Raw genomic sequence first — 20669 nt, 5'->3', positions numbered from 1 at the left:
TCGGGGCGTTTTTCGAGGATGCGGCCTCTGGTGCAGCGTATTAGCGAACACCTTCCTGGCGCAGTGCGGCCGGGGTGAAGTCGCTGGTGGTGGCGGTGAAGCCAAAGTCATACGCACTCTTCTCTTCGTTCTTCATGCCCAGCGCCAGGTAGCGGCCGGACTGCAGGTCGTAGAGGGTTTCCAGGGCATACCACGGCACTTGTTTGTCGTAGTAGTCCTGGGCATGGGCTTCAGCCACGCGCCACAGTTGACCACGACCGTCGTAGTGGTCGATGACCGCGGCTTGCCAGGTGTCTTCGTCGATGTAGAAGTCACGCTTGGCGTAGATATGACGCTGCCCTTCCTTCAGGGTCGCAACCACATGCCACACGCGGCGCAGCTCGTAGCGGGCCAGGTCCTGGTTGATGTGCCCGGCCTTGATGATGTCGGAGTACTTGAGCTTCGGATCGTCAAGCTTGTAGCTGTCGGAGGCGATGTACATCTCTTTCTTGCCTTCGAGCTTCCAGTCGTAGCGGTCCGGTGCACCGTTGAACATGTCCAGGTTGTCGGAGGTCCGCAGGCCGTCGGCTGCAGTACCCGGGCCGTCATAGGACACTTGCGGGGCACGGCGCACACGACGCTGGCCGGCGTTGTAGACCCACGCCGAACGCGGCTCCTTGACCTGGTCGAGGGTCTCGTGGACCAGCAGCACACCACCGGCCAGACGCGCCGGCGCGGTCACTTTCTGCTTGAAGTAGAACAGGATGTTGCCCGGGTTTTTCGGGTCGTAGTCCTTCATTTTGTCGCGGAACACGAACTGGTCCTGGAAGTACACCAGGCTGTAGGAGCCGTTGGCTTGCGGCGTGGCCTGGGTGACCAGGCGGGTCACGCTGCCACCACGGTAGCGGGTGATGTGGTTCCAGATCACTTCCACGCCGGTTTTCGGGATCGGGAACGGCACGGCCGTTTCGAAGTTTTCCAGGCCGTTGCCACCCGATACCAGGCTGGTGTTGGTGGCGTTGCGCTTGATGGCCGCGAACACGTCAGGCGGCACGGTAGCGCCACGGTGAGAGGTGTACACCGGCATCTTGAAGGTCTCCGGGTAACGCTTGAACATCGCGTATTGGCCCGGCGCCAGCTTGTCCTTGTACTTGTCGACGTTCTGCGCGGTGATGGTGAACAGCGGTTGCTCGCTGGCATAGGGATTGGACAGGAAGCCCTTGCTGTCAACCGCGCCGGCGTTCTTGGCCAGGGGTTTCCAGCCCGGTATCGAGCCATCGGCATTGCCGGCCATTTCTGCGCCCATCGGCGTCAGGCTCTTGCCCAGCTTATCGGCTTCGGCTGCCGGGACGGCGGCCATGACGCCGGTCGCCAGCAACGAAAGCCCCAGTCCTGCGACGTACACCAGATTCTTGGTTATTTTCATTTCTTGTTCGTCCTGAAGAAGCAGTGCTTAGAAGTTCACGCCGACGCTGAGCGCGACGAAGTCACGGTCATCCACGGTGGTGTACTTGCCGTCGAAGAAGTTGGTGTAGGCCAGGCTGGCGGTGTAGGTGTTCTGGTACTCGGCGTCCAGGCCCAGGCTGACGGCCTTGCGACCTTCCTCGAAGTTGCCGCCAGGACCAGGCGAGTAGCCACTGACGTCATGGGACCAGGCCACGTTCGGCTTGAGATTGACCCCGGCGAATACGTCGTTGTAGTCCCAGATCGCACGACCACGGTAGCCCCACGACGTTGGCGTGGTGAAACCTTCGTCGTTGCAATTGCGGGTCGCGTTGTTGGTGGCGGTCCCTGGACCGGCACCGGCGATGGTCCGACCGTTGAGGAATTCGCAGGAAGCACCTGGCAGCTCACCCGGACCATAGACCGGGTCACGGCCATAACGGACATCCGAGGTGCTTTCCAGCCCACCGACGTGGGTCACGCCGACTTCACCCACCAGGGTCAGACGGCTGGCGCCCATCACCTGGTCAAAGAAGTGCGTCAGGGTGGTCTGGAACTGGGTCACTTCCTTGCGGCGATAGCCGTGCAAGTCGGAACCCGGTGATGCCGACAGCAGCGAAGCGTTGGCCAGCGCGCCGCCCAATGGACGTACCCCGGCGAACAGGATGTCAGTGGAGTTGAGCTGCACCGGCGCGTTCGGACGGTAGCTCAATTCACCTTGCCACGCTGTGCCGGTAGGCAAGGTGGTGGAGAAGCTCACGCCGTAGAGGCGAATGTCTTCAGGGTATTCGACGAAGTACTGCGAGTTGCCCGCCACCAGCAGCGGACCGAGCGCGGCGAATGGCCCCGGCAACGACGCCGCGGTGTTGTAGACCGACTGCGAGGCCCCCGTGGCACTGAAGATCGGCGCACGGCTGTGGTAGTTCATGAAGTAGGCACCGAACTCGGTGTCCAGCGGATCGAACATGTACTTGAAGGACGCGCCCCACTGGCCGCTGTCCCGTGCATCACGGTCCGGACCACGGCGCACCAGCACACCTTCGTCGTTGACGTCGACGCCGTTCGCAGCCAATGGCCCCAGGGCGATGGCCGGAATGGTCGAACGCTTGTTCAACACGCGCAGGTTGTTGTCGCAACCGTCGGCGATGATGTCCGGCTGGGAGAAAAAGGTGCCGCAGTTATCGACAACGGTCTGGTCCCATTCCAGTTGATAGAACGCCTCGGCCGAGAGGTTCTCGGTCAGGCTCTGGGACACGTAGAACATGTTGACCGGGATCAGGCCTTCCTTGATCTCGGCACCCGGACGACGGAATGCGGACACGTCGATCGGGTTGATGGAGTTGATGCCGCCGCCGATGAAGGTACTTTCACCCCAACTGACCACTTGCTTGCCCAGACGCACGGAGCCTGGCTGATCGGCAATCGCATAGTTGTGGTAGACGAAGGCGTCGAGGATCTGCCCGCCGGAGGACTTGGCGCCTTCCTTGCGGTTGTCGTTGCTGACGTCCTTGAACTCCAGCTCTTCGTTCTGCAGCGCGAAGTCATACCAGTACTTGCCCCGGACAAACACGCCGGTGTCACCGTACTTCAGTTCAAGGTCATGAATGCCCTTGAAGATCTTCGAGAACGCTTGTCCGCTCTTGAAGTTCAAGTGGCCGTCATCGGAGGTCTGGGACAGACCGTGCCCACCGTTGTTGACGCCGATGAGGTTCTTGTTTGGCGATTGGGTCGACACACTCATGCCCAACGAGAGGGACGAGTCGAATTGACCTTCGATTTCACCAACGTTGAAACTGACGCCGAATGCAGGCCCGGCGAGCGTAGAGGCGAGACTGACCGCCAGAGGCAGTTTCGCCCGGCGCCAGAACTGGTTTACTGATGTCATCGACGCTACTCCATGTGCTTTTATTGTTATGGCAGTGAGCACTTTTAAAAACGTTCTGGAAGACGGTGAGCCATGCGCTCGCGAAGTCATCCAAAGTTGCATCGCCCCTGTTCGTGCGTGCGTCTCGCTCTTAAAAATCCTTGGACGGACTATATCCAGCAGGCTGTACTGCTTGATCCCTCTAAAGTGTGATTTGCAGCCCCCAACCACTCTGGAACGGTCCTTCTGCCAGTCCGGCAGATGCCGGCACGGCAAAGGATGGCTGAAAATCTGGAATTAACAAGCCAAGCGCTTGCTTGGTGGGCATGTCGTGCCCTTTCGGGCACGACATAGGAGACTTAAAGCGTCGACAGGAAGGTGCTGTTGTTGGCCTGCCACTGCGTGATGTCGAGGCGGATGCGTTTCTTGTCGAGCTTGCCGACACTGGTCTTGGGAATTTCCGTAACAAGGGCGATCTGGCTCGGGATGGCCCACTTGCTCAGGTGGCCCAGTTCCACGAAGGGCTTGAGGTGCTCCTTGAGTTCCTTGGCCCCGATCACGTGGCCTTCACGGATCACCAGCAAGGCAAACGGGCGCTCGCCCCACTGCGGATCAGGGATGCCCACCACTGCTACTTCGCGTACCGCCACGTGCCGGCTGATCAAGTCTTCAAGGTCCAGGGAGGAAATCCATTCGCCGCCGGTCTTGATCACATCCTTGATCCGGTCGCGGATGTCGATCACCCCCATGCTGTCCAGGGTCGCGACGTCACCGGTGTGCAGCCAGCCCCCGGCCCAGAGCTCTGCGCCCTTCTGCGGTTCGTTGAAATAACCCTCGGTGAGCCACGGTGCACGCAGCACCAGTTCGCCCTGGGACTCGCCATCGGCCGGCAGAAAGTTACCCTCGGCGTCGATCACCGCCGCTTCCACCAACGGCCCCGGCACACCGGCCTTGATCCGGTAGGTGGTGCGTTCGTCCTCGGTACCGGCCATCAGCTCATCGTTGAGGTGGGCACAGGACACCAGCGGCCCGGTTTCCGACATGCCATAGGCCGCGGTGAGCTGAATGCCCTTGGCCTTGGCCGCTTCGTACAGCGCACGGTTCAGCGCACTGCCGCCAATGACGATTTTCCAGCCGGCAAAATCGGTGTTTTGCGCCGCCTTGGCGTTGAGCACCATTTGCAGGATGGTCGGCACGCAATGGGAGAAACTGACTTTTTCCTTGCGCCACAGCTCCACCAGGTATTCCGGGTCGTAACGGCCGGGGTAGACCTGCTTGAGGCCGAGCATGGTAGCGACGTAGGGCAGGCCCCAGGCGTGCACGTGGAACATCGGGGTGATGGGCATGTACACATCGTTGGTCCCCAGCAGGCGCACGCTGTCGATGCTGCCCATGATCGTCGACACGCCCATGGTGTGCAGCACCAGTTGCCGGTGGGTGAAGTAGACCCCTTTGGGGTTGCCGGTGGTGCCCGTGGTGTAGAAGGTAGTCGCGACCGAGTTCTCGTCGAAGTCGGCGAAATCGTAGAGCGGGCTCGCGGCCGCCAGCAGTTGCTCGTACTCGCCCACCAGGTTCGGCAACTCGGCAGTCTTTTCCGGCAGGTCGGTGAGCAGCAGGGTTTTCTCCACCGTGGTCAGGTGCCCGGCGATGGCCTGGTACAACCCGACGAATTCGCTGTTGACCAGCACGAAGCGGTCCTCGGCGTGGTTCATGGTGTAGAGGATCTGCTCAGGTGACAGGCGCACGTTGATGGTATGAATCACCGCGCCGATCATCGGGATGGCGAACATGCATTCCAGGTAGCGATGGCTGTCCCAGTCCATCACCGCCACGGTATCACCGGCCTTGACCCCGGCCGCCGTCAACACGTTGGCCAGCCGTGCGACGCGCTCGATCAGGGTCGGATAGCTGTAGCGCAACTGGTCGCGGTAGACAATCTCGCGGGTTTTCTCATAACGACTGCCCGACATCAGCAATCGCTTGATCAACAGCGGGTATCGATAAGCACCTTCGGCTGGCGGAATAACGCGAGTCTGCAACATAAGCATCCCTTTCATCTGACTGCACGGTCTTGGCGTAAAGACTGCACTTTAGTCAGCCTGGACGCGCGCCAAATCAGCCAAAGGAATGATTTGAGAGCGAGGCAAATGCTGGCTCTACGCCAGCATTCATAGGAAAAAAAGCCGCTGCTGTCAGGCCGCCTGCCCTACAGCTGCCTCGGCCGGCGTGCGTGGGAATATCAGTGCCGAGAGGAAGGTCAAGGCGGCAAACCCGGCCAGGATCAAGTACAACCCTACAAAACCCTGGCGGGGCTCGACAAAGGCTATCAGCGGGATGGCCGTGGCGCTGGCACCGAATGACAGGCAGTAACGCAAGGCAAACACCCGCGATTGCCATTGCGGCGCCACAAAGTTGGCGACCATCGCATCATTCACCGTGACCTGCCCGAACACCACGAACATAAACGCGGCCCCCAACACTATGACGGCCGAGCCCTCGACATAGGCCATGGCAAACAACAGCGGGGCCTGGCACAGCGTCAGCACCATGAACGGCCATTTCAGGCTGAAGCGGTGCAACACCCGACCAATACTCAATTGCGCCACCGCGCCAAAGGCGTAGGCCAGGCTGACCACCACCCCGAGGGTCTGCGGCGAGGCGAACAGGTCGTGCAGGCGTTCCTCGAACAACTTCGGATACGTCATGGTCGTGGCGTTGAACACCACCCCGCCCGTGGCGGTAGCCAGGGCCAGTACCCCGAATACCATGACCATGGAAATCCGCTGACCCGCAGCCCCCTTGAGTGGGGCATGGGCGCGCACGGGAATCGGCTCCTCGCGCACCTGCAAGGCAAAGCCGATGCCCAGGGCGATGGCGACGACACCTGGCAGGATAAACGCCGAACGCCAGCCAAACTGCGCCACCAGCAAGCCGGTGACCAAGGCCGAAAACGCCACCCCCAGGTTGCCCCACATGCCATTGATGCCAATTTCACGGCCACGGTTCTGGGCGTAGGCCACCAGCATCGCAGTGCCCACCGGGTGATAAATCGCGGCGAACACCCCCATCAGCGTCAACCCCAGGACCAGCATCGGCGCGGAACTGCTCAAGCCGGTGAAAATCGCCGAGGCGCCAATGCCGAAGAAAAACACCAGCATCATCTGGCGTCGGCTCCAGTGGTCGCCCAGCCAACCCGCCGGTAGCGAGCAGGCACCAAAGGCAATGAACCCGCCCAGGGACAGGCCGATCATGGCAGCGTAATCCAGGCCGAAGACCTGGGTCATGCCCAGCACGGCCGCAGGAAAAATCAGCATGAACATGTGATCGATCACATGGGCGGCGTTGATGTAGCGAATGACATTTCTGGGTTGATGCATGGCGACACACTATTCGTTGAGGGTGTGGCGCTATGCTAAGTTGGCAATAACACGCATTCCTGACAACAAACTCATAGAACCAGACAATGTTAATCAGCCACTTCCACCATGGCCCGGTCAGCGCCCATCCGCGGGATTACCCCGATGGCGCGCATCAGGAACGGCATATCCATCGCGAGGCGCAGTTGCTGTACGCCATGTGCGGCACCATGCGCGTGGTCACGGCCCAAGGTGCGTGGGTGATTCCGCCGACTCGGGCGGTGTGGATTGCGCCGTGGATCGAGCATGAAATCTTCATGTCGGGCAAAGTGTGCATGCGCTCGCTGTTCATTGACCCCGAACTGTCGCCCGCCAACCTCAGCCAGTGCTGCGTGCTGGCCGTCACCCCGTTGCTGCGCGAGCTGATCCTCAAGGCGGTGCAAGCCCCCCGCCATGCAAAGAACCCGCTGATTCAACAGTTGATGCTCGAAGAAATCGCCAGCCTGGAAAACCTCCCCTTGCACATTCCCATGCCCGAGGACCGGCGCCTGCAGGGGATCTGCCTGGCCCTGCTGCACACCCCCGACCATCCCAATACCCTGGAAGATTGGGCGCAACAGGTCGGCGCCAGCTCACGAACCCTGGCGCGACTGTTCCAGCAACAGTTGAAGATGAGTTTCAACGCCTGGCGCCAGCAACTGCGTCTGATGGAAGCCCTGCCGCGGCTGATCGCCGGGCAAAGCGTGCAGAGCGTTGCCGATCAATTGGGCTATGGCAGTGCCCGAGCCTTCAGCGCGATGTTCCGCCGGTTGCTGGGGCACAACCCCCGGGAATACCTCAGCGCGCTGAATCAGCTCAGCGCGATCAATGCATCTCGGTAAAGGCCAGCTTCACCCCAATGGCGATCAGCACCACGCCCATCATGCGGTCGAACCAGTGCCCCATGCGGGCAAAACCGGCGCGCACTCGCTGCTGGCTGAACAACATCGCCACCAGGCAGAACCAAATGGCCGTCGCCACGGCCAGATAGATGCCGTAGCCGGCCTGAATTGCCAGCGGGGTGTGCGGGTTGATCACCACGGTGAACAAGGACAAGAAGAACAACGTGGCCTTGGGGTTCAGGCCGTTGGTCACGAAGCCCGAGGTAAAGGCCCCGCGCGCCGTACGAATGCCGGCCTCCTTGTGCAGGTCTTCGGTGGCAGGCTTGGCCGGCTGCGCACGCAAGGCCTTGTAGCCGATGTACAGCAGGTAGGCCGCCGCCAGCCACTTCAAGGCGTTGAACAACACGATCGACTGCGACACGATCAAGCCGATGCCCAGCAACGAGTAGCCCACATGCAGGAAGATCGCGCTGCCCACCCCCAGCGCCGTCCACGTACCCGCGCGCCGACCATGGGTCACGGCCTCGCGCACCACCACGGCAAAGTCCGGACCGGGACTTGCGACGGCCAGCAGGTGAATCAGGGCAACGGTCAAAAACTCTGTCCAGTACATTGGGGCTCCTTGAGGGCAAGCGTAACTTTTTATTTCATCTGATAGGCTCGGCAGGTTACGCCTTCAGACTCACGCGCAAAAGGTACAGTTAATGACGAACAATCGCCGCGCCGTTTTCCTTGATCACCCATCACTGGACCTGGGGGACCTGGACCTCAGTGCATTGCGCGACTGCTTCAGCGAACTGCAACTGTTCGCCCAGACCGAGCCCGGACAAGTGGCCGAACGCCTGCAAGGCGCTACGGTGGCGATCACCAACAAGATCCTGATCGATGCCAGTGCCATGGCCGCCAATCCGGACCTGAAACTGATCCTGATCACCGCCACCGGCACCAACAACGTCGACCTCGTCGCCGCCCGCGCCCAGGGGATTACCGTGTGCAACTGCCAGGGCTATGGCACGCCGTCGGTGGCCCAGCACACGATCATGTTGCTGCTCAACCTGGCCACCCGGCTGGGCGACTATCGCAAGGCCGTCGAGGCAGGCCGCTGGCAGCAGGCCAAGCAGTTCTGCCTGCTGGACTACCCGATTGTCGAGCTGCAAGGCAAAACCCTCGGCCTGCTCGGCCACGGCGAACTGGGTGGCGCGGTGGCGCGACTGGCCGAAGCCTTTGGCATGCAGGTGGTCTCGGGGCAGCTTCCCGGGCGCCCGGCCCGAGCCGACCGGATGCCGCTGGACGAGTTGCTGCCCCAGGTCGACGCCCTGACCCTGCACTGCCCGCTCAACGAACACACTCGCCACTTCATCGGCGCCCGCGAACTGGCGCTGCTCAAGCCCGGCGCTTTGCTGGTCAACACTGCGCGAGGGGGGCTGATTGATGAACAGGCCCTGGCCGATGCCTTGCGCAGTGGCCACATGGGAGGCGCAGCCACCGACGTACTGAGTGTCGAGCCTCCGACTGCTGGCAATCCGCTGCTGGCCAGCGACATCCCGCGCCTGATCGTCACCCCGCACAACGCCTGGGGCAGCCGTGAAGCACGCCAGCGGATTGTCGGCCAGTTGAGCGAAAACGCCCGGGGCTTTTTCAGCGGTACAGCGCTGCGGGTCGTCAGTTGATAAACTGCCGCACTTTTTTTCAAGGAGCAGAGTATGGATCCGCGCAGTGAAGTACTGCTTCGACAGGCAGAATTGTTTCAAGGCAACGTGCTGCTGGCCGGTTTGCCTGCCGACGACTTGCTGGGCAAATTACCCGACGCCCATGGCTGGTGCTGGCACGCCGGCGATCAGGCGGCCCTGGACGCCCGTTTTGCCGAGCGCAGCCATTTCGGGGTGAACGCCCCCACGCGCGAGTTTGCAACGGCGGTGCTGTTCCTGCCCAAGTCCAAGGACCTGACCGACTACATCCTCAACGCCCTCGCCTCGCGCCTGGCCGGTTGCGAGCTGTACCTGGTGGGGGAAAAGCGCAGCGGCATCGAAGGCGCCGCCAAGCAGCTCAACCCGTTCGGTAAACCCCGCAAGCTCGACAGCGCGCGTCACTGCCAGCTGTGGCAAGTGACCGTGGCCAATGCGCCGCAGGCCAAGTCCCTGGAAAGCCTGGCGCAGACCTATGAGTTGCCGCTGGCCGAAGGCCCGCTGACGGTCATCAGCCTGCCGGGGGTGTTCAGTCACGGTCGCCTGGATCGCGGCAGCGCCCTGCTGCTAGAGCACCTGGACAAGCTGCCCAGCGGCCATCTGCTGGACTTCGGTTGTGGGGCCGGCGTGCTCGGCGCGGCAGTCAAGCGTCGTTACCCGCACAACACCGTGACCCTGCTGGACGTCGACGCCTTTGCCGCCGCCAGCAGCCGCCTGACCCTGGCGGCCAATGGCCTTGAAGCCGAGGTTCTGACCGGCGATGGCATCGACGCCGCCCCCATGGGACTGAGTGCGATCCTGAGCAATCCGCCGTTCCATGTCGGGGTCCATACGGATTACTTCGCCACGGAGAACTTGCTGCGAAAAGCAGTCAAACATCTGAAAACGGGGGGCGAACTGCGCTTGGTTGCCAATAGCTTCCTGAAGTACCAGCCGCTGATCGAAGAACACCTGGGGCAGTGTTCGATCAAGGCCGAAGGACAGGGTTTCCGGATCTACCGGGCCAAGCGCGGTTAACTCGGCGGATGAAAAAGAAGGCTTGCCGAATGGATTTTGCCTAGGCAGAATCCGCTCCGTCCTAGGGGAGTAGTCTCCCACGAGCGCCATGCTCGTCCGGCATACGTCAACATACTTGGTCAACAGGCCATGGCGTATGCGACCCAAGCGTCCGCACAGACGGACCGCAGGGTTTGACAAGACCTATGACACGCACACCTTACCCGGGGCGGGAAGGCTGTACGTGTCATAGCCGTGTCGCCCCGCCCCTTAGGAAAACCCTGATGCTGGATTCGCTACTCGTTCCTACCGCAATCGTTGCCTTGGCCGAAATCGGCGACAAGACGCAACTGCTCGCGCTCATTCTCGCCGCCCGCTTCCGCAAGCCCTGGCCGATCATCGCCGGTATCGTCGCCGCGACCCTGGCCAACCACGCGGCCGCCGGTGCCGTGGGCGCCTGGTTCGGCAGCTTCTTCTCGGATGCAACCCTGCACTGGATCCTCGCCGCCAGCTTTGCCGCCACCGCCCTGTGGACCCTGGTGCCGGACAAGATGGACGACGACGAGACCAGCACCGCGCGCAAGTTCGGGCCGTTCCTGACCACGCTGATCGCGTTCTTCCTCGCGGAGATGGGGGACAAGACCCAGGTCGCCACCGTGATGCTCGCGGCGCAATACCCGGAACTGTGGCTGGTGATCATCGGCACCACCGCCGGTATGCTGATCGCCAACGTACCAGTGGTGCTGGCGGGCAACTTTGCCGCAGACAAACTGCCCCTGACCCTGATCCGGCGCCTGGCGGCATCGGCATTCCTGATCCTGGCCATCGTCGCGGTGTACAAGGCGATGCAGAGCAGTGGCTGGGTTTAAGGCGTTACCGCGAGGCGTCACCGCGCGGCGTTACCGTGCGGCGCTCAACGCGCCGCACACTCCTCAGGACTTCTTGGCCTGCTGATAAAGCGGCATGACTTTCGGAATCGCCGCCTGCAACGAGGCAATCCGGCTGGCCGAGGCCGGGTGGGTGCTCATGAACTCCGGTGGCGCGCCTTCGTTCACCTTGCTCATCTTGTTCCACAGGGTGATCGCCGCGTTCGGGTCGTACCCGGCACGGGCCGCCAACTCCAGGCCAATGAGGTCGGCTTCGTTCTCGTTGGCCCGGCTGTTGGGCAAGGTCATGCCGTAGTTGGCCACGGTGTCGGCCAGGGCCAGGGTGTCCTGGCCCAGACCGAGCAAGGCACCGGCGCCCTGCTTGGCCATTTCGATGCCATAGGCCTTGGACATCGCTTCACGGCCATGCTCGCGCAGGGCGTGGGCGATTTCATGGCCCATGATCGCGGCGATTTCATCGTCAGTGAGTTTCAGCGTGTCGATCAGTCCGGTGTAGAAAATGATCTTGCCGCCAGGACCGCAGTTGGCGTTGAGCTCATCGCTCTTGATCAGGTTGACTTCCCACTTCCACTGCGCCGAATCCGGACGGAATATCGGCGCCTGGGCGATCAGACGAGTGGCGATCGCCTGGACCCGCTTGGCATCCCTGCTGGTCTTGTCCAGCACGCCCTTGCTACCCGCCTCGCCCACAGTCTTCTGGTAAGACTGGGCGTACATCTGGTTGACCTCGTCGGTCGACAGCATGCTGAACATCCACTGCGAGCGCTCTACACCCACGGCCCCGCCGCTGGTGGTGTTGACCGACTGACAGCCACTGAGCAACAGACTGGCGCCCAGCGCGCACACAACCCAATTCTTGTTCATGAATACACTCCCTGAAAACATGGCGCGTATCGTAGGCGGTGGCGGGTGTCCGCGCCAGATGCAACAGACGCGTAACCCATCATTTACCGAGAGAAACGTGGCCCAGCGTCTCAACCTGGGGTCAGGCACTCCGGGGCATTGAGTTTGGGGTCATTGACCAGGTTCGCCAGGACCCGTTCGCGCAGGACGGCGGGCTCGCTGGCGAGCAATGCCTGCAAGGTATGCAGTGGGGTGTCGGGGTCGAGCCAGGCTTGTTGGCCCGCATCGTCGAGAATCAATGGTCGCCGCTGGCTGGCCGCCGGCTGGGTGATCACCGCCGCGCTCAACCACAGTTGTTCCTGCACCGGATAGGCTTCCCAGATGGCCGCAAAAAAAAGCGACGACCCCTCGCCCGGGGTCAACCAATAGGGGCGCTTGCGGGTGGTGCCGCGCCATTCGTAAAAACCGTTGGCCGGCAGCAGGCAGCGCCGCTGACGGAAGGCCTCACGGAACATCGGTTGTTCGGCGACGGTTTCCGCCCGGGCATGGGCCGGCGTCTTCGACAGGTCCGTCAACCAGGGTGGCGTCAAACCCCAGCGGGCACGCGCCAGCGTACGCTGGCCGGCCTCGGCACGCAGGATCAGCACCGAAGCATTTGGCGAAATATTCCACTGCGCCTGCTGATCGGCCGGAAAACCGGGCAAGGCCGCAAAGGCGGGGTTCCAGCGAAACAGGGCAAAACGTCCACACATGGCGCAACACGACTCTTGATCAAACGAACGTCAGCCTAACAGACCAGCACGCCCGGGAAGCTATCCGGTTCGTCGCCGGGCATCGGCAACGCCGCATTGTACGCAGCGATCAGCTCGCGGGCGTATTGCGCCTGATCATTATCCACCGCCAGGCCCAGCAGGCCGAACACCGGCAACTCCCCCGCCGCCCCGAGCAGATCACGCCCCACCAGATGGGCCTCAACCCCCTCACTGGCCAGCATCCCTTGCAGCAACTCACCTTCCATCAGGTTTTCCGGTTCGTAGATGCGCTGCATAGAGGCCACTCCTCACTCGTTTTCACTGTGAACTTCGAGCATCCATTCCTGACCATCGATCTGCAGCGTGAACACAATCGGCCGACAACACACCGGACAGTCCTCGATGTAGGTCTGGTCCCCCCCGGACAAATCCAGAACCACCTCGGCGTCTTCACCACAATAAGGGCATTGATAGCGCTCGGTTTCCAGCATCGCGGTCTCCCAAGTGACTTGTGCGTATAATCGCCGGTCTATTTGCAGGGCTATTTTTGTTTGAGCTGACTTTTCAGACCGTACCCTGTGTGGATTTGATCCAATCCATTACTTACCCTAGCCGTTTCTAACAAGAGAGCATGATGGGCGAATTCGATGCCATCCGACCTTACGACGACAGCGAAGTCCCAGCAGTGCTGGCACGGCTGCTGAGCGACAAGGCGTTTCTAGATATCCTCACCCACTTTCGCTTTCCGCGGTTTGCCGGCGCCCTGGGCTGGATGCTCAAACCTCTTATAGCTCATCGGCTGCGCCGCGAATTCGCCGGGGTCTGCTCGGTTGCCACCTTGCAGGACAAGGTCGAGTTCTATGTCGACCACACCATCGAGCGCGCCACCGATGGCGTGACCTATACCGGGGTCGAGCAATTCAAGTCCGGCAGTGCCTATCTGTTCCTGACCAACCATCGCGACATCGTGATGGACCCGGCCTTCGTCAACTACGCGATCTACCACGCAGGCCTGCCCACACCGCGCATCGCGATTGGCGACAACCTGCTGCAAAAGCCCTTCGTCAGCGACCTGATGCGCCTGAACAAGAGCTTCATCGTGCACCGCTCCATCAGCGGTCGACGGGAGAAGATGGCGGCGTACCAGCTGCTTTCGGCGTACATCAACCATTCGATTCGCAACGATTGCCAATCGATCTGGATCGCCCAGGCCGAAGGCCGTGCCAAGGACGGGGACGACCGTACCGAGTCGGCGATCCTCAAGATGTTCCACATGAGCCGCAAGGACGAGCCGTTTGCCGAGGTCATCCTGTCGTTGAACCTGACCCCGGTCTCGATCAGCTATGAGTACGACCCGTGCGACCAGGCCAAGGCTCGCGAGCTGTACATCCGCGCCACTACCGGCAGCTACACCAAGGAGCCCGGCGAGGATGACGCAAGCATTGCCAAGGGTATTACCGGCTACAAGGGCCGGGTCCATGTGAACTTTGCCGCGCCGATCAGCGAACGGTTCGAAGACACCAAGCAGTTGGCTATCGAGATGGACCGGCAGATTCTCGGCGGCTACCGGCTATTCCCGGTGCACTACCTGGCCTACGCCCAGTGGCAGGACGCCGACCCACAATTGAACGTGCCCAGTGCCACCGAGCTGTTCCCGGCCGAAGAACTGGCCAAGGCCCAACAAGAATGGCGAGACCGCCTCGCAGATTGCCCCGAGGAGCACCGCCCGTTCCTGGTGCTGCAGTACGCCACCCCCGTGCGCAACCAGTATCGGGTCAAGGCCGGGCTGCCCCTGTAGGGGCGCTCGCTCCCACATCAGGGATAGGCATCTGTTCCTGATGGCCTAGCATCAGACCCGGGTGCTGATCCACGACACCAGCAGCGCCAGGCCCAGGCAGGCGAAACCAAAGGCATAGAAGAAGCGGTTCATGCGCAAGGTGGCGATGCTCGACAGATGCCTCTGGTTGTCGGCTTTGGCACGCCCTGCCTGGGCTGCCAGGCTGGCGCGTGCCTGTTGCTCGCGGCGACGGGTCGTATGCAGCAGCCAGCCACCCGGGCAAGCGAACAGCAGTGCAAGGAGGTTGATCAGCTTGGCGGGATGAGCGGAAAACAGCGACCAGAGTTGCAGTGACATCGTGGACCTCAATCGAAACAGGGCATGCGCGGCGCGAATTCTACCCAAACCCGCACTGTCTGCCCGGGCTTTCCGACAAAAAACGAAACATCTGCCCGTCTAATGCTCTGCGTCACAGCTTCGTCATCTAAATACGCCAGTCTGTCGCCCCTCGAAACCGACACGGAGCTTGTCATGCTGCACGCCGAAAACCAGGACCGCCTGTACCTCATCACTGCAACCGACGAACAACAGGCGCTCGTCGGCAGCCTGGCCTTCAATGTTCAGGACCGTCACTGGCTGGTGTATTGCGCCCTGGGCGGACACCAGCATGCCGACCTGCCGGAAACCGACCTGCTGACCGGGGTGAGCGTGCTGGATTTCTACTCGCAGGCGGCGTGAGCGGCTGGCACAGGCAATAAAAAACCCGGGCCATGGCTGGCACCGGGTTTTGTAAACGCACTACCGAGCGTTACTCGGCCAGAATCTGACCCACGGTCGGGTCCTTGAACAGGCGGGTCAACGCATCGCTCAACACATCACTGACCAGCTTGGTGTTGGTCTCCTGGTTTGGCGCCATGCCAAAACGCTGGTCCAGCGAGGCACCGTAGCGCCCGCTGTAACGACGGCCGGCGTTCTGCACATCGGAGCGGAAGGTCGCGCCAATGGTCGCCTCGGTCACGTACATGCCTTCCTTGGGCGACTGATACTTCAGTTCCGCCAGGGTCACGGTCAACTGCGGGGCATTCAGCGCGTTGGCGGTCGGGGTGAAGCCCAGTAGCCGCACAGCCGCTTCGGCCTGGGCCTGCAGCTTGGGCAGGATCTGCGCGCTTTGCACCGTGATTGCGCTGGTTTCAGGGTACAGGCCACCACGGGTACCCAGGGTCGGCGACGGACGACCGTCCACCACCCTCACCACCACCGGCTGGCCACGCCCGACCGGCGCCAACTGAGTCGTCAGTTTCGGCTCCGGGGCGAGTTGTTGCGGGCTGTGGGCGCAGCCAACCAGGGTCAAACTGGTCACAGTGATCAAACCGAACAACAGGCGTTGCAACATGCGTTTCTCTCCAGAATCAGGCACAGACAGACGCGCAGTATAGCGGTCGGCACCGGCTGCAAACCAGCAACCCTGAACACCGGCTGAAGACTTGCGCAATGTCATCCGTGGCGACTGCCCGGTCACGGGAGTGTCATGCCAGACTGCTAACTTCAACGCCGTCACCGAACGAGGGCATTGCCATGCATTTTCTCTGGTCGTTATTCGCTCCACGTCGCACCTATCGTTACTTTGCCCGGCTCGACAGCGCCGAACGCTGCCTGGCATTCAAGCACTGCCAGGTGCCCCCGATGGGCGATGGCTGGGTCGAAATCAACGAGATTCGCCCTCACTGGTTGCACCAGCCACTGCCCGCCAGCGCCCGCCTGAGCCCACGCATTCGTCGCCTCAGGTTGCACTCGGCACTGGCCGGCTGACCGAACGGCTAATAAAAGTCATTAAACACGACCATTTCCCTGCGTTTCTTCGCTACAATCTCCCCCCGATTATAAGGACGTCTCCTGATCGGGCCTCGCAGCACCGCTGATACCTGCGTATTGGCACCCCCGCACCGCCCACAGAGAGCCGCCCACACAGATCGAGTGAAGCTGGCGAGCTTGCTGTTTTATCTTGCAAACCACCACTTTTCGCGAATCTGCAGAGCTGTCATGACGCTCGGCCACTGAGCTGTTTGCCCGTTTTTGACGCGGGTCCGGTGCCAGGCGCAGATAGCCCTTTTTGAGGTTCACGTCTTCAAAAGAGCGTGAAAAAACGGGTTTTCACAACTTCACAAGAGTGTGGCGAGCAAATGAATAGTTTTGCGTCTGAATATGCACCATTAGCGTCTACAACAGCCCAACGACACAGGACCGGATACGCCTCGAATACCGGAGCCTGAAGCCTGTCCGCTACGGATTTGGTTGCACAAACGGACGTATCGACCATAAGTCGAATTGCCTGCCGCGCGCTGAAATGAGTTCATGGGAACCCTGAGGCCAGCAGGTAACGTCTGTCGAAGTTGCGATAAATTGCGAAGATTCGGACATGGCGATCCTCGCCATGGGTGACCTGGGGCTCTACAGAGCATGCCCCGTAACTCCTGGCAGCTATGCCGACAATTTGGTGCTGCAGATTTTGGAGACGCGTTAAATGGCGCATAACGAAGCAGTCGACGTAGTACTGGTTGGGGCCGGCATCATGAGTGCTACCCTCGCTGTACTGCTCAAAGAGCTCGACCCCGCGATCAAGCTGGAAGTCGTCGAGCTGATGGATTCCGGGGCCGCGGAGAGTTCCAACCCGTGGAACAACGCCGGTACCGGTCACGCCGGCCTGTGTGAGCTGAACTACACGCCACAGGCCGCTGACGGCAGCGTCGACATCAAGAAAGCCGTGCACATCAACACCCAGTTCGAGGTGTCGAAGCAGTTCTGGTCCTACCTGACCCGCAAAGGCACCTTCGGCTCGTCGAAATCCTTTATCAGCCCGGTCCCGCACCTGAGCTTCGTGCAGGGTGACGCTGGCGTGTCGTTCCTCAAGGAACGCTTCAACGTGCTGAAAAAGCACCATGCCTTCGCCGACATGGAATACACCGAAGACAAGGCCAAGATGGCCGAGTGGATGCCCCTGATGATGCCCGGGCGTGAGGCTGGCGAGACCCTCGCCGCAACCCGCGTGCTCAACGGCACCGACGTCAACTTCGGCAACCTGACCAATCAACTGCTCAAGCACCTGACCAGCGCCGGCGATGCCCAGGTCAAGTACTGCAAGCGCGTGACCGGTCTCAAGCGCAATGCCAACGGCTGGACCGTCAGCATCAAGGACGTCAACAGCGGCAGCAGCCGTGAAGTCGACGCCAAGTTCGTGTTTCTGGGTGCCGGTGGTGCGGCCCTGCCGTTGCTGCAGGCCTCGGGCATCGAGGAAAGCAAAGGCTTCGGCGGCTTCCCGATCAGTGGCCAATGGCTGCGTTGCGACAACCCGGAAGTGGTCAAGCATCACCAGGCCAAGGTCTACAGCCAGGCCGCGGTCGGTTCGCCGCCAATGTCGGTACCGCACCTGGACACCCGCGTGGTCGATGGCAAGACGTCCTTGCTGTTCGGCCCATACGCCGGCTTCACCACCAAGTTCCTCAAGCACGGCTCCTTTATGGACCTGCCGCTGTCGGTACGTGCCGGCAACATCGGACCGATGCTGGCCGTGGCCAAGAACAACATGGACCTGACCAAATACCTGGTCAGTGAAGTGATGCAATCCATGGAGCAACGCCTGGAGTCGCTGCGTCGCTTCTACCCAGAAGCGAAGGCCGAGGACTGGCGCCTGGAAGTGGCCGGCCAACGGGTGCAGATCATCAAGAAAGACCCGAAAAAAGGCGGCGTCCTGCAGTTCGGCACCGAACTGGTTGCCGCCAAGGACGGTTCGCTGGCCGCCCTGCTCGGCGCTTCGCCAGGCGCCTCGGTGACCGTTTCGATCATGCTCGAGCTGATCGAGAAATGCTTCCCGGGCAAGACCAAGGGCGAATGGGCTGCCAAACTGGCGGAAATTTTCCCCGCGCGTGAAAAAGTCCTGGAAACCGACGCTGCGCTGTATCGCAAGATCAACGCGCAGAACAACGTTGCCCTGGAGCTGGTGGAAGCCAGCAGCGAGACCCCAAGCTTCGCTTGAGCCTCGCCCATAAAAAACGCCCCGTTCTCATTGAGTGCGGGGCGTTTTTTTGGCCGTAAAAAATCTCAGCCGCGGGCTTTTTCGATCAACTCGAGGTACTCGGCGCTATTGCGCTGGTCCTTGATCACCTCGGCGAAGGTCTGGCCATGCTCATCCTTGCCGCCCAGGTCGTAGCCGGCCTCGACAAAAAACACGAGGAAACGCTCGAAATCGTCGATGCGCAGGCCGCGATAAGCCTTGATCAACTTGTGCTGGGACGGTGAAGTGGCGTCAACCGGTTCGAAATCGAGGAACAACTTGATCTGCTCATCGCCGATCTCGTCACCAATCACTTGCTTCTTATCTTTACGCATTGCCGACTCCAGCTCGCAGACATTTCACGGGGCAGGCAGTTTACCCCCGCCCTGCCCGATGCCTCAACGACCACGCTTCACCGCCCCCGTGTGCAGGTCTGCCCAGACATGGCCATTGGCGTAGCCGAGGAACTGGCAATAGACCGTGTCGTTGCGCAACAGGTCCAGCACCACCCGGTATTGGGCCATGGGGTAAAACAGGGTGAGGGTGCGGGTATTGGCGTCGTAGATCGGCTTTTTCAGGCTTTTGCTTTCGCCGTCGAAATTCACCAGCACCTGGCTGATGGTCGCCCCCTTGTTCAGGGGCTTGCCCTTGAGGCGGATCAGTACCGGCGAAGTCACCGGAATCGGCTGCTGATTGGACTGGCGCTGGCTGCCCACCACGACCGAATACTCGGTGACCTGTAGCAGTTGTTGCTGCTCGGGCGAGGCGTCACGCAGGGTCAGGTCATCGGGTGGCAGGAATTGCCCGTGCATCACGGCAGGCGCGGCCGCCAGTGGCAGGCTGAGGCTCAGTAACAGAACGGCGCAACTGCGGATCAAAAGGCTCATGACGGGCTCCAGGATGGGCCCGTCACTGTAGCAGCTGGCGCAGCCTGCGGCAGCTGCTACAAAGGTGCGTGAAGCTCGCTCAGGCGAACTGCGCGCGCATCCAGGCATGGTAGTCGGCAACGCCGGTTTCACCCTCACGGGGTGCCCAGTGTGCGTGCTCACCCTCGCCCACCGGGCGATAAGGGCCGGACTTGCACTCGAACATCACGCTATCGGCCTCCAGCACCACCAGGCCGTGGTAAACCCTGGCCGGCAGGTCGACGCCCACGGCGTCACCACCGACCTCCAGGACCCGCCTGGCAACCACCTGGCCGGCGTCGTCGAAGATCAGCACGCCCAGGCGCCCCTTGAGCACCAGCAAGGTCTCGGCCTTGTCGTCGCTCAGGTGGCGATGGGGCGGGATGTACGTCGACGGCTGCAAGCCCACGGCCATGCGGTGGCACGGCTCTTCCATCTGGTGGAAATTGTGGTGCTGGCGCCCACGCGGACTGGCCGCAGCCTTCTCGGCCAATTGAGCAAAGAGTGCCTGATCAAGAAAGCTGGGGGTCGTCATGGCTTACATACCTTTAACGGCAAAAATCCCGTTGGCGTTGCGCCAGTAGCCTTTGTAGTCCATGCCGTAGCCGAAGATGTAGCGGTCTATGCAAGGTAGCCCAACGAAATCGGCCTTCAGGTCCGGACGCGCCTTGCGGTCATGATCCTTGTCGATCAGCACCGCGGTGTGCACTTTGCGGGCACCGGCGTGTTTGCAGAAGTCGATGATCGCGCCCAGGGTGTGCCCTTCATCGAGGATGTCGTCGATGATCAGCACGTCACGGTCGATGAACGAGACTTCCGGCTTGGCTTTCCAGAACAGATCGCCGCCGCTGGTTTCGTTACGATAGCGCGTGGCGTGCAGGTAGGACGCTTCCAGGGGGAACTGCAGATGGGTGAGCAACTTGCCAGAGAAGATCAGCCCGCCGTTCATCACGCAGAACACCACCGGATTGCTGTCAGCCAGCTGTTCGTTGATGAGCGCACCGACACGGGCGATGGCCGCCTCGACTTCAGCTTCGGTGTACAGGCAGTCAGCCTCTCGCATGATTTGACGGATATGCTCGAGATCAGCGGACATGGTGCTCTCCAAGGGGTGGCGGATTCGGAAAAGCGAGCAAAGGTACGCATCCCGACCGGTCGAATCAAGCGTTTCTGGACTAACGTACTGAATGTCTATAGGACAACAACCCCGGATAGATTAATCTAGGCCGGTTTTTTTGCCCGCCGCCGGAGCC

Annotated in this window: 23 protein-coding genes and 1 riboswitch; of the genes, 8 read left to right on the top strand and 15 right to left on the bottom strand. The window is 61.3% G+C overall.

Annotation, left to right across the window (positions count from 1 at the left end; all coding sequences use genetic code 11):
• Nucleotides 1-40: 40 nt before the first annotated feature.
• The 4 genes from AACY45_RS23060 to AACY45_RS23045 form a co-directional block, all read right to left on the bottom strand.
• Entirely contained in the window at nucleotides 41-1405 is a 1365-nt protein-coding gene (locus AACY45_RS23060; protein WP_339547540.1) for a DUF1329 domain-containing protein, read from the bottom strand.
• 27 nt (nucleotides 1406-1432) lie between these two features.
• The gene (locus AACY45_RS23055; protein WP_339547539.1) at nucleotides 1433-3307 is read right to left on the bottom strand and encodes a DUF1302 domain-containing protein; all 1875 of its coding nucleotides are present in this window, start codon (nucleotides 3305-3307) and stop codon (nucleotides 1433-1435) included.
• A gap of 338 nt (nucleotides 3308-3645) precedes the next feature.
• A complete protein-coding gene (locus AACY45_RS23050; RefSeq protein WP_339547538.1) occupies nucleotides 3646-5328 on the bottom strand; it encodes a fatty acid--CoA ligase in 1683 nt (560 codons plus the stop codon).
• Between the two features lie 150 nt (nucleotides 5329-5478).
• Nucleotides 5479-6663 carry an MFS transporter gene (locus AACY45_RS23045; protein WP_339547537.1) on the bottom strand — a complete coding sequence of 395 codons (1185 nt, stop codon included), beginning with the start codon at nucleotides 6661-6663 and terminating at the stop codon, nucleotides 5479-5481.
• Between the two features lie 86 nt (nucleotides 6664-6749).
• Between AACY45_RS23045 and AACY45_RS23040 the strand changes: the two genes are divergently transcribed.
• Nucleotides 6750-7523, top strand: coding sequence for an AraC family transcriptional regulator (locus AACY45_RS23040; RefSeq protein WP_339547536.1), 774 nt, complete (start codon nucleotides 6750-6752; stop codon nucleotides 7521-7523).
• Here the strand turns inward: AACY45_RS23040 and AACY45_RS23035 are convergent.
• On the bottom strand, nucleotides 7507-8136 hold the full coding sequence (locus tag AACY45_RS23035) for a LysE family translocator (RefSeq protein ID WP_166589742.1): 630 nt from the start codon (nucleotides 8134-8136) through the stop codon (nucleotides 7507-7509). The two genes, AACY45_RS23040 and AACY45_RS23035, sit on opposite strands and share 17 nt — an antisense overlap.
• A gap of 91 nt (nucleotides 8137-8227) precedes the next feature.
• Here AACY45_RS23035 and AACY45_RS23030 point away from each other — a divergent pair, with 91 nt between their 5' ends.
• The 3 genes from AACY45_RS23030 to AACY45_RS23020 all read left to right on the top strand — a co-directional run bounded on the left by AACY45_RS23030 (nucleotide 8228) and on the right by AACY45_RS23020 (nucleotide 11073).
• Nucleotides 8228-9193 carry a 2-hydroxyacid dehydrogenase gene (locus AACY45_RS23030; protein ID WP_339547535.1) on the top strand — a complete coding sequence of 322 codons (966 nt, stop codon included), beginning with the start codon at nucleotides 8228-8230 and terminating at the stop codon, nucleotides 9191-9193.
• Nucleotides 9194-9226: 33 nt separating this feature from the next.
• The gene (locus tag AACY45_RS23025) at nucleotides 9227-10225 is read left to right on the top strand and encodes a class I SAM-dependent methyltransferase (protein ID WP_095168977.1); all 999 of its coding nucleotides are present in this window, start codon (nucleotides 9227-9229) and stop codon (nucleotides 10223-10225) included.
• 51 nt (nucleotides 10226-10276) lie between these two features.
• A riboswitch (yybP-ykoY riboswitch) is annotated at nucleotides 10277-10400 on the top strand.
• 88 nt (nucleotides 10401-10488) lie between these two features.
• Nucleotides 10489-11073, top strand: a complete 585-nt coding sequence (locus AACY45_RS23020) for a TMEM165/GDT1 family protein (protein ID WP_166589745.1) — start codon at nucleotides 10489-10491, stop codon at nucleotides 11071-11073.
• Between the two features lie 63 nt (nucleotides 11074-11136).
• Here the strand turns inward: AACY45_RS23020 and AACY45_RS23015 are convergent, their stop codons facing one another.
• From AACY45_RS23015 to AACY45_RS23000, 4 genes are all read right to left on the bottom strand, one after another.
• A complete protein-coding gene (locus AACY45_RS23015) occupies nucleotides 11137-11955 on the bottom strand; it encodes a M48 family metallopeptidase (RefSeq protein ID WP_339547534.1) in 819 nt (272 codons plus the stop codon).
• A gap of 110 nt (nucleotides 11956-12065) precedes the next feature.
• Nucleotides 12066-12686: an SOS response-associated peptidase gene (locus tag AACY45_RS23010; protein WP_339547533.1), complete on the bottom strand. Its 621-nt coding sequence runs from the start codon at nucleotides 12684-12686 to the stop codon at nucleotides 12066-12068.
• Nucleotides 12687-12721: 35 nt separating this feature from the next.
• Entirely contained in the window at nucleotides 12722-12982 is a 261-nt protein-coding gene (locus tag AACY45_RS23005) for a putative signal transducing protein (protein WP_095168981.1), read from the bottom strand.
• A gap of 12 nt (nucleotides 12983-12994) precedes the next feature.
• Nucleotides 12995-13177, bottom strand: coding sequence for a CPXCG motif-containing cysteine-rich protein (locus AACY45_RS23000; protein WP_339547532.1), 183 nt, complete (start codon nucleotides 13175-13177; stop codon nucleotides 12995-12997).
• Nucleotides 13178-13317: 140 nt separating this feature from the next.
• On the opposite strand from AACY45_RS23000, the gene AACY45_RS22995 reads away from it, so the two are divergent.
• The gene (locus AACY45_RS22995) at nucleotides 13318-14484 is read left to right on the top strand and encodes a 1-acyl-sn-glycerol-3-phosphate acyltransferase (protein WP_339547531.1); all 1167 of its coding nucleotides are present in this window, start codon (nucleotides 13318-13320) and stop codon (nucleotides 14482-14484) included.
• A gap of 51 nt (nucleotides 14485-14535) precedes the next feature.
• Here the strand turns inward: AACY45_RS22995 and AACY45_RS22990 are convergent, their stop codons facing one another.
• Entirely contained in the window at nucleotides 14536-14820 is a 285-nt protein-coding gene (locus AACY45_RS22990) for a hypothetical protein (protein WP_339547530.1), read from the bottom strand.
• 174 nt (nucleotides 14821-14994) lie between these two features.
• On the opposite strand from AACY45_RS22990, the gene AACY45_RS22985 reads away from it, so the two are divergent.
• Nucleotides 14995-15201 (top strand): hypothetical protein, encoded by a 207-nt coding sequence (locus tag AACY45_RS22985; RefSeq protein ID WP_166589752.1) that lies wholly within the window; start codon nucleotides 14995-14997, stop codon nucleotides 15199-15201.
• A gap of 70 nt (nucleotides 15202-15271) precedes the next feature.
• Here AACY45_RS22985 and AACY45_RS22980 read toward each other — a convergent pair whose 3' ends face one another.
• The gene (locus AACY45_RS22980; protein ID WP_166589753.1) at nucleotides 15272-15856 is read right to left on the bottom strand and encodes a YajG family lipoprotein; all 585 of its coding nucleotides are present in this window, start codon (nucleotides 15854-15856) and stop codon (nucleotides 15272-15274) included.
• A gap of 182 nt (nucleotides 15857-16038) precedes the next feature.
• On the opposite strand from AACY45_RS22980, the gene AACY45_RS22975 reads away from it, so the two are divergent.
• Both AACY45_RS22975 and mqo read left to right on the top strand, forming a co-directional pair.
• On the top strand, nucleotides 16039-16272 hold the full coding sequence (locus tag AACY45_RS22975) for a hypothetical protein (RefSeq protein WP_339547529.1): 234 nt from the start codon (nucleotides 16039-16041) through the stop codon (nucleotides 16270-16272).
• A gap of 712 nt (nucleotides 16273-16984) precedes the next feature.
• A complete protein-coding gene (gene mqo / locus AACY45_RS22970) occupies nucleotides 16985-18493 on the top strand; it encodes a malate dehydrogenase (quinone) (protein WP_339547528.1) in 1509 nt (502 codons plus the stop codon).
• Nucleotides 18494-18558: 65 nt separating this feature from the next.
• Here mqo and AACY45_RS22965 read toward each other — a convergent pair whose 3' ends face one another.
• The 4 genes from AACY45_RS22965 to AACY45_RS22950 form a co-directional block, all read right to left on the bottom strand.
• Nucleotides 18559-18846 carry a PA4642 family protein gene (locus AACY45_RS22965; RefSeq protein WP_339547527.1) on the bottom strand — a complete coding sequence of 96 codons (288 nt, stop codon included), beginning with the start codon at nucleotides 18844-18846 and terminating at the stop codon, nucleotides 18559-18561.
• A gap of 63 nt (nucleotides 18847-18909) precedes the next feature.
• A complete protein-coding gene (locus tag AACY45_RS22960; RefSeq protein WP_339547526.1) occupies nucleotides 18910-19398 on the bottom strand; it encodes a hypothetical protein in 489 nt (162 codons plus the stop codon).
• 79 nt (nucleotides 19399-19477) lie between these two features.
• On the bottom strand, nucleotides 19478-19951 hold the full coding sequence (locus AACY45_RS22955; RefSeq protein WP_339547525.1) for a WbuC family cupin fold metalloprotein: 474 nt from the start codon (nucleotides 19949-19951) through the stop codon (nucleotides 19478-19480).
• Nucleotides 19952-19954: 3 nt separating this feature from the next.
• Nucleotides 19955-20512 (bottom strand): hypoxanthine-guanine phosphoribosyltransferase, encoded by a 558-nt coding sequence (locus AACY45_RS22950; RefSeq protein WP_339547524.1) that lies wholly within the window; start codon nucleotides 20510-20512, stop codon nucleotides 19955-19957.
• Nucleotides 20513-20669 lie beyond the last annotated feature (157 nt).

The organism is Pseudomonas sp. RA_35y_Pfl2_P32 (assembly GCF_963970735.1).
Lineage (GTDB): Bacteria > Pseudomonadota > Gammaproteobacteria > Pseudomonadales > Pseudomonadaceae > Aquipseudomonas.
This window is presented reverse-complemented; position numbering and strand designations above follow the sequence as displayed.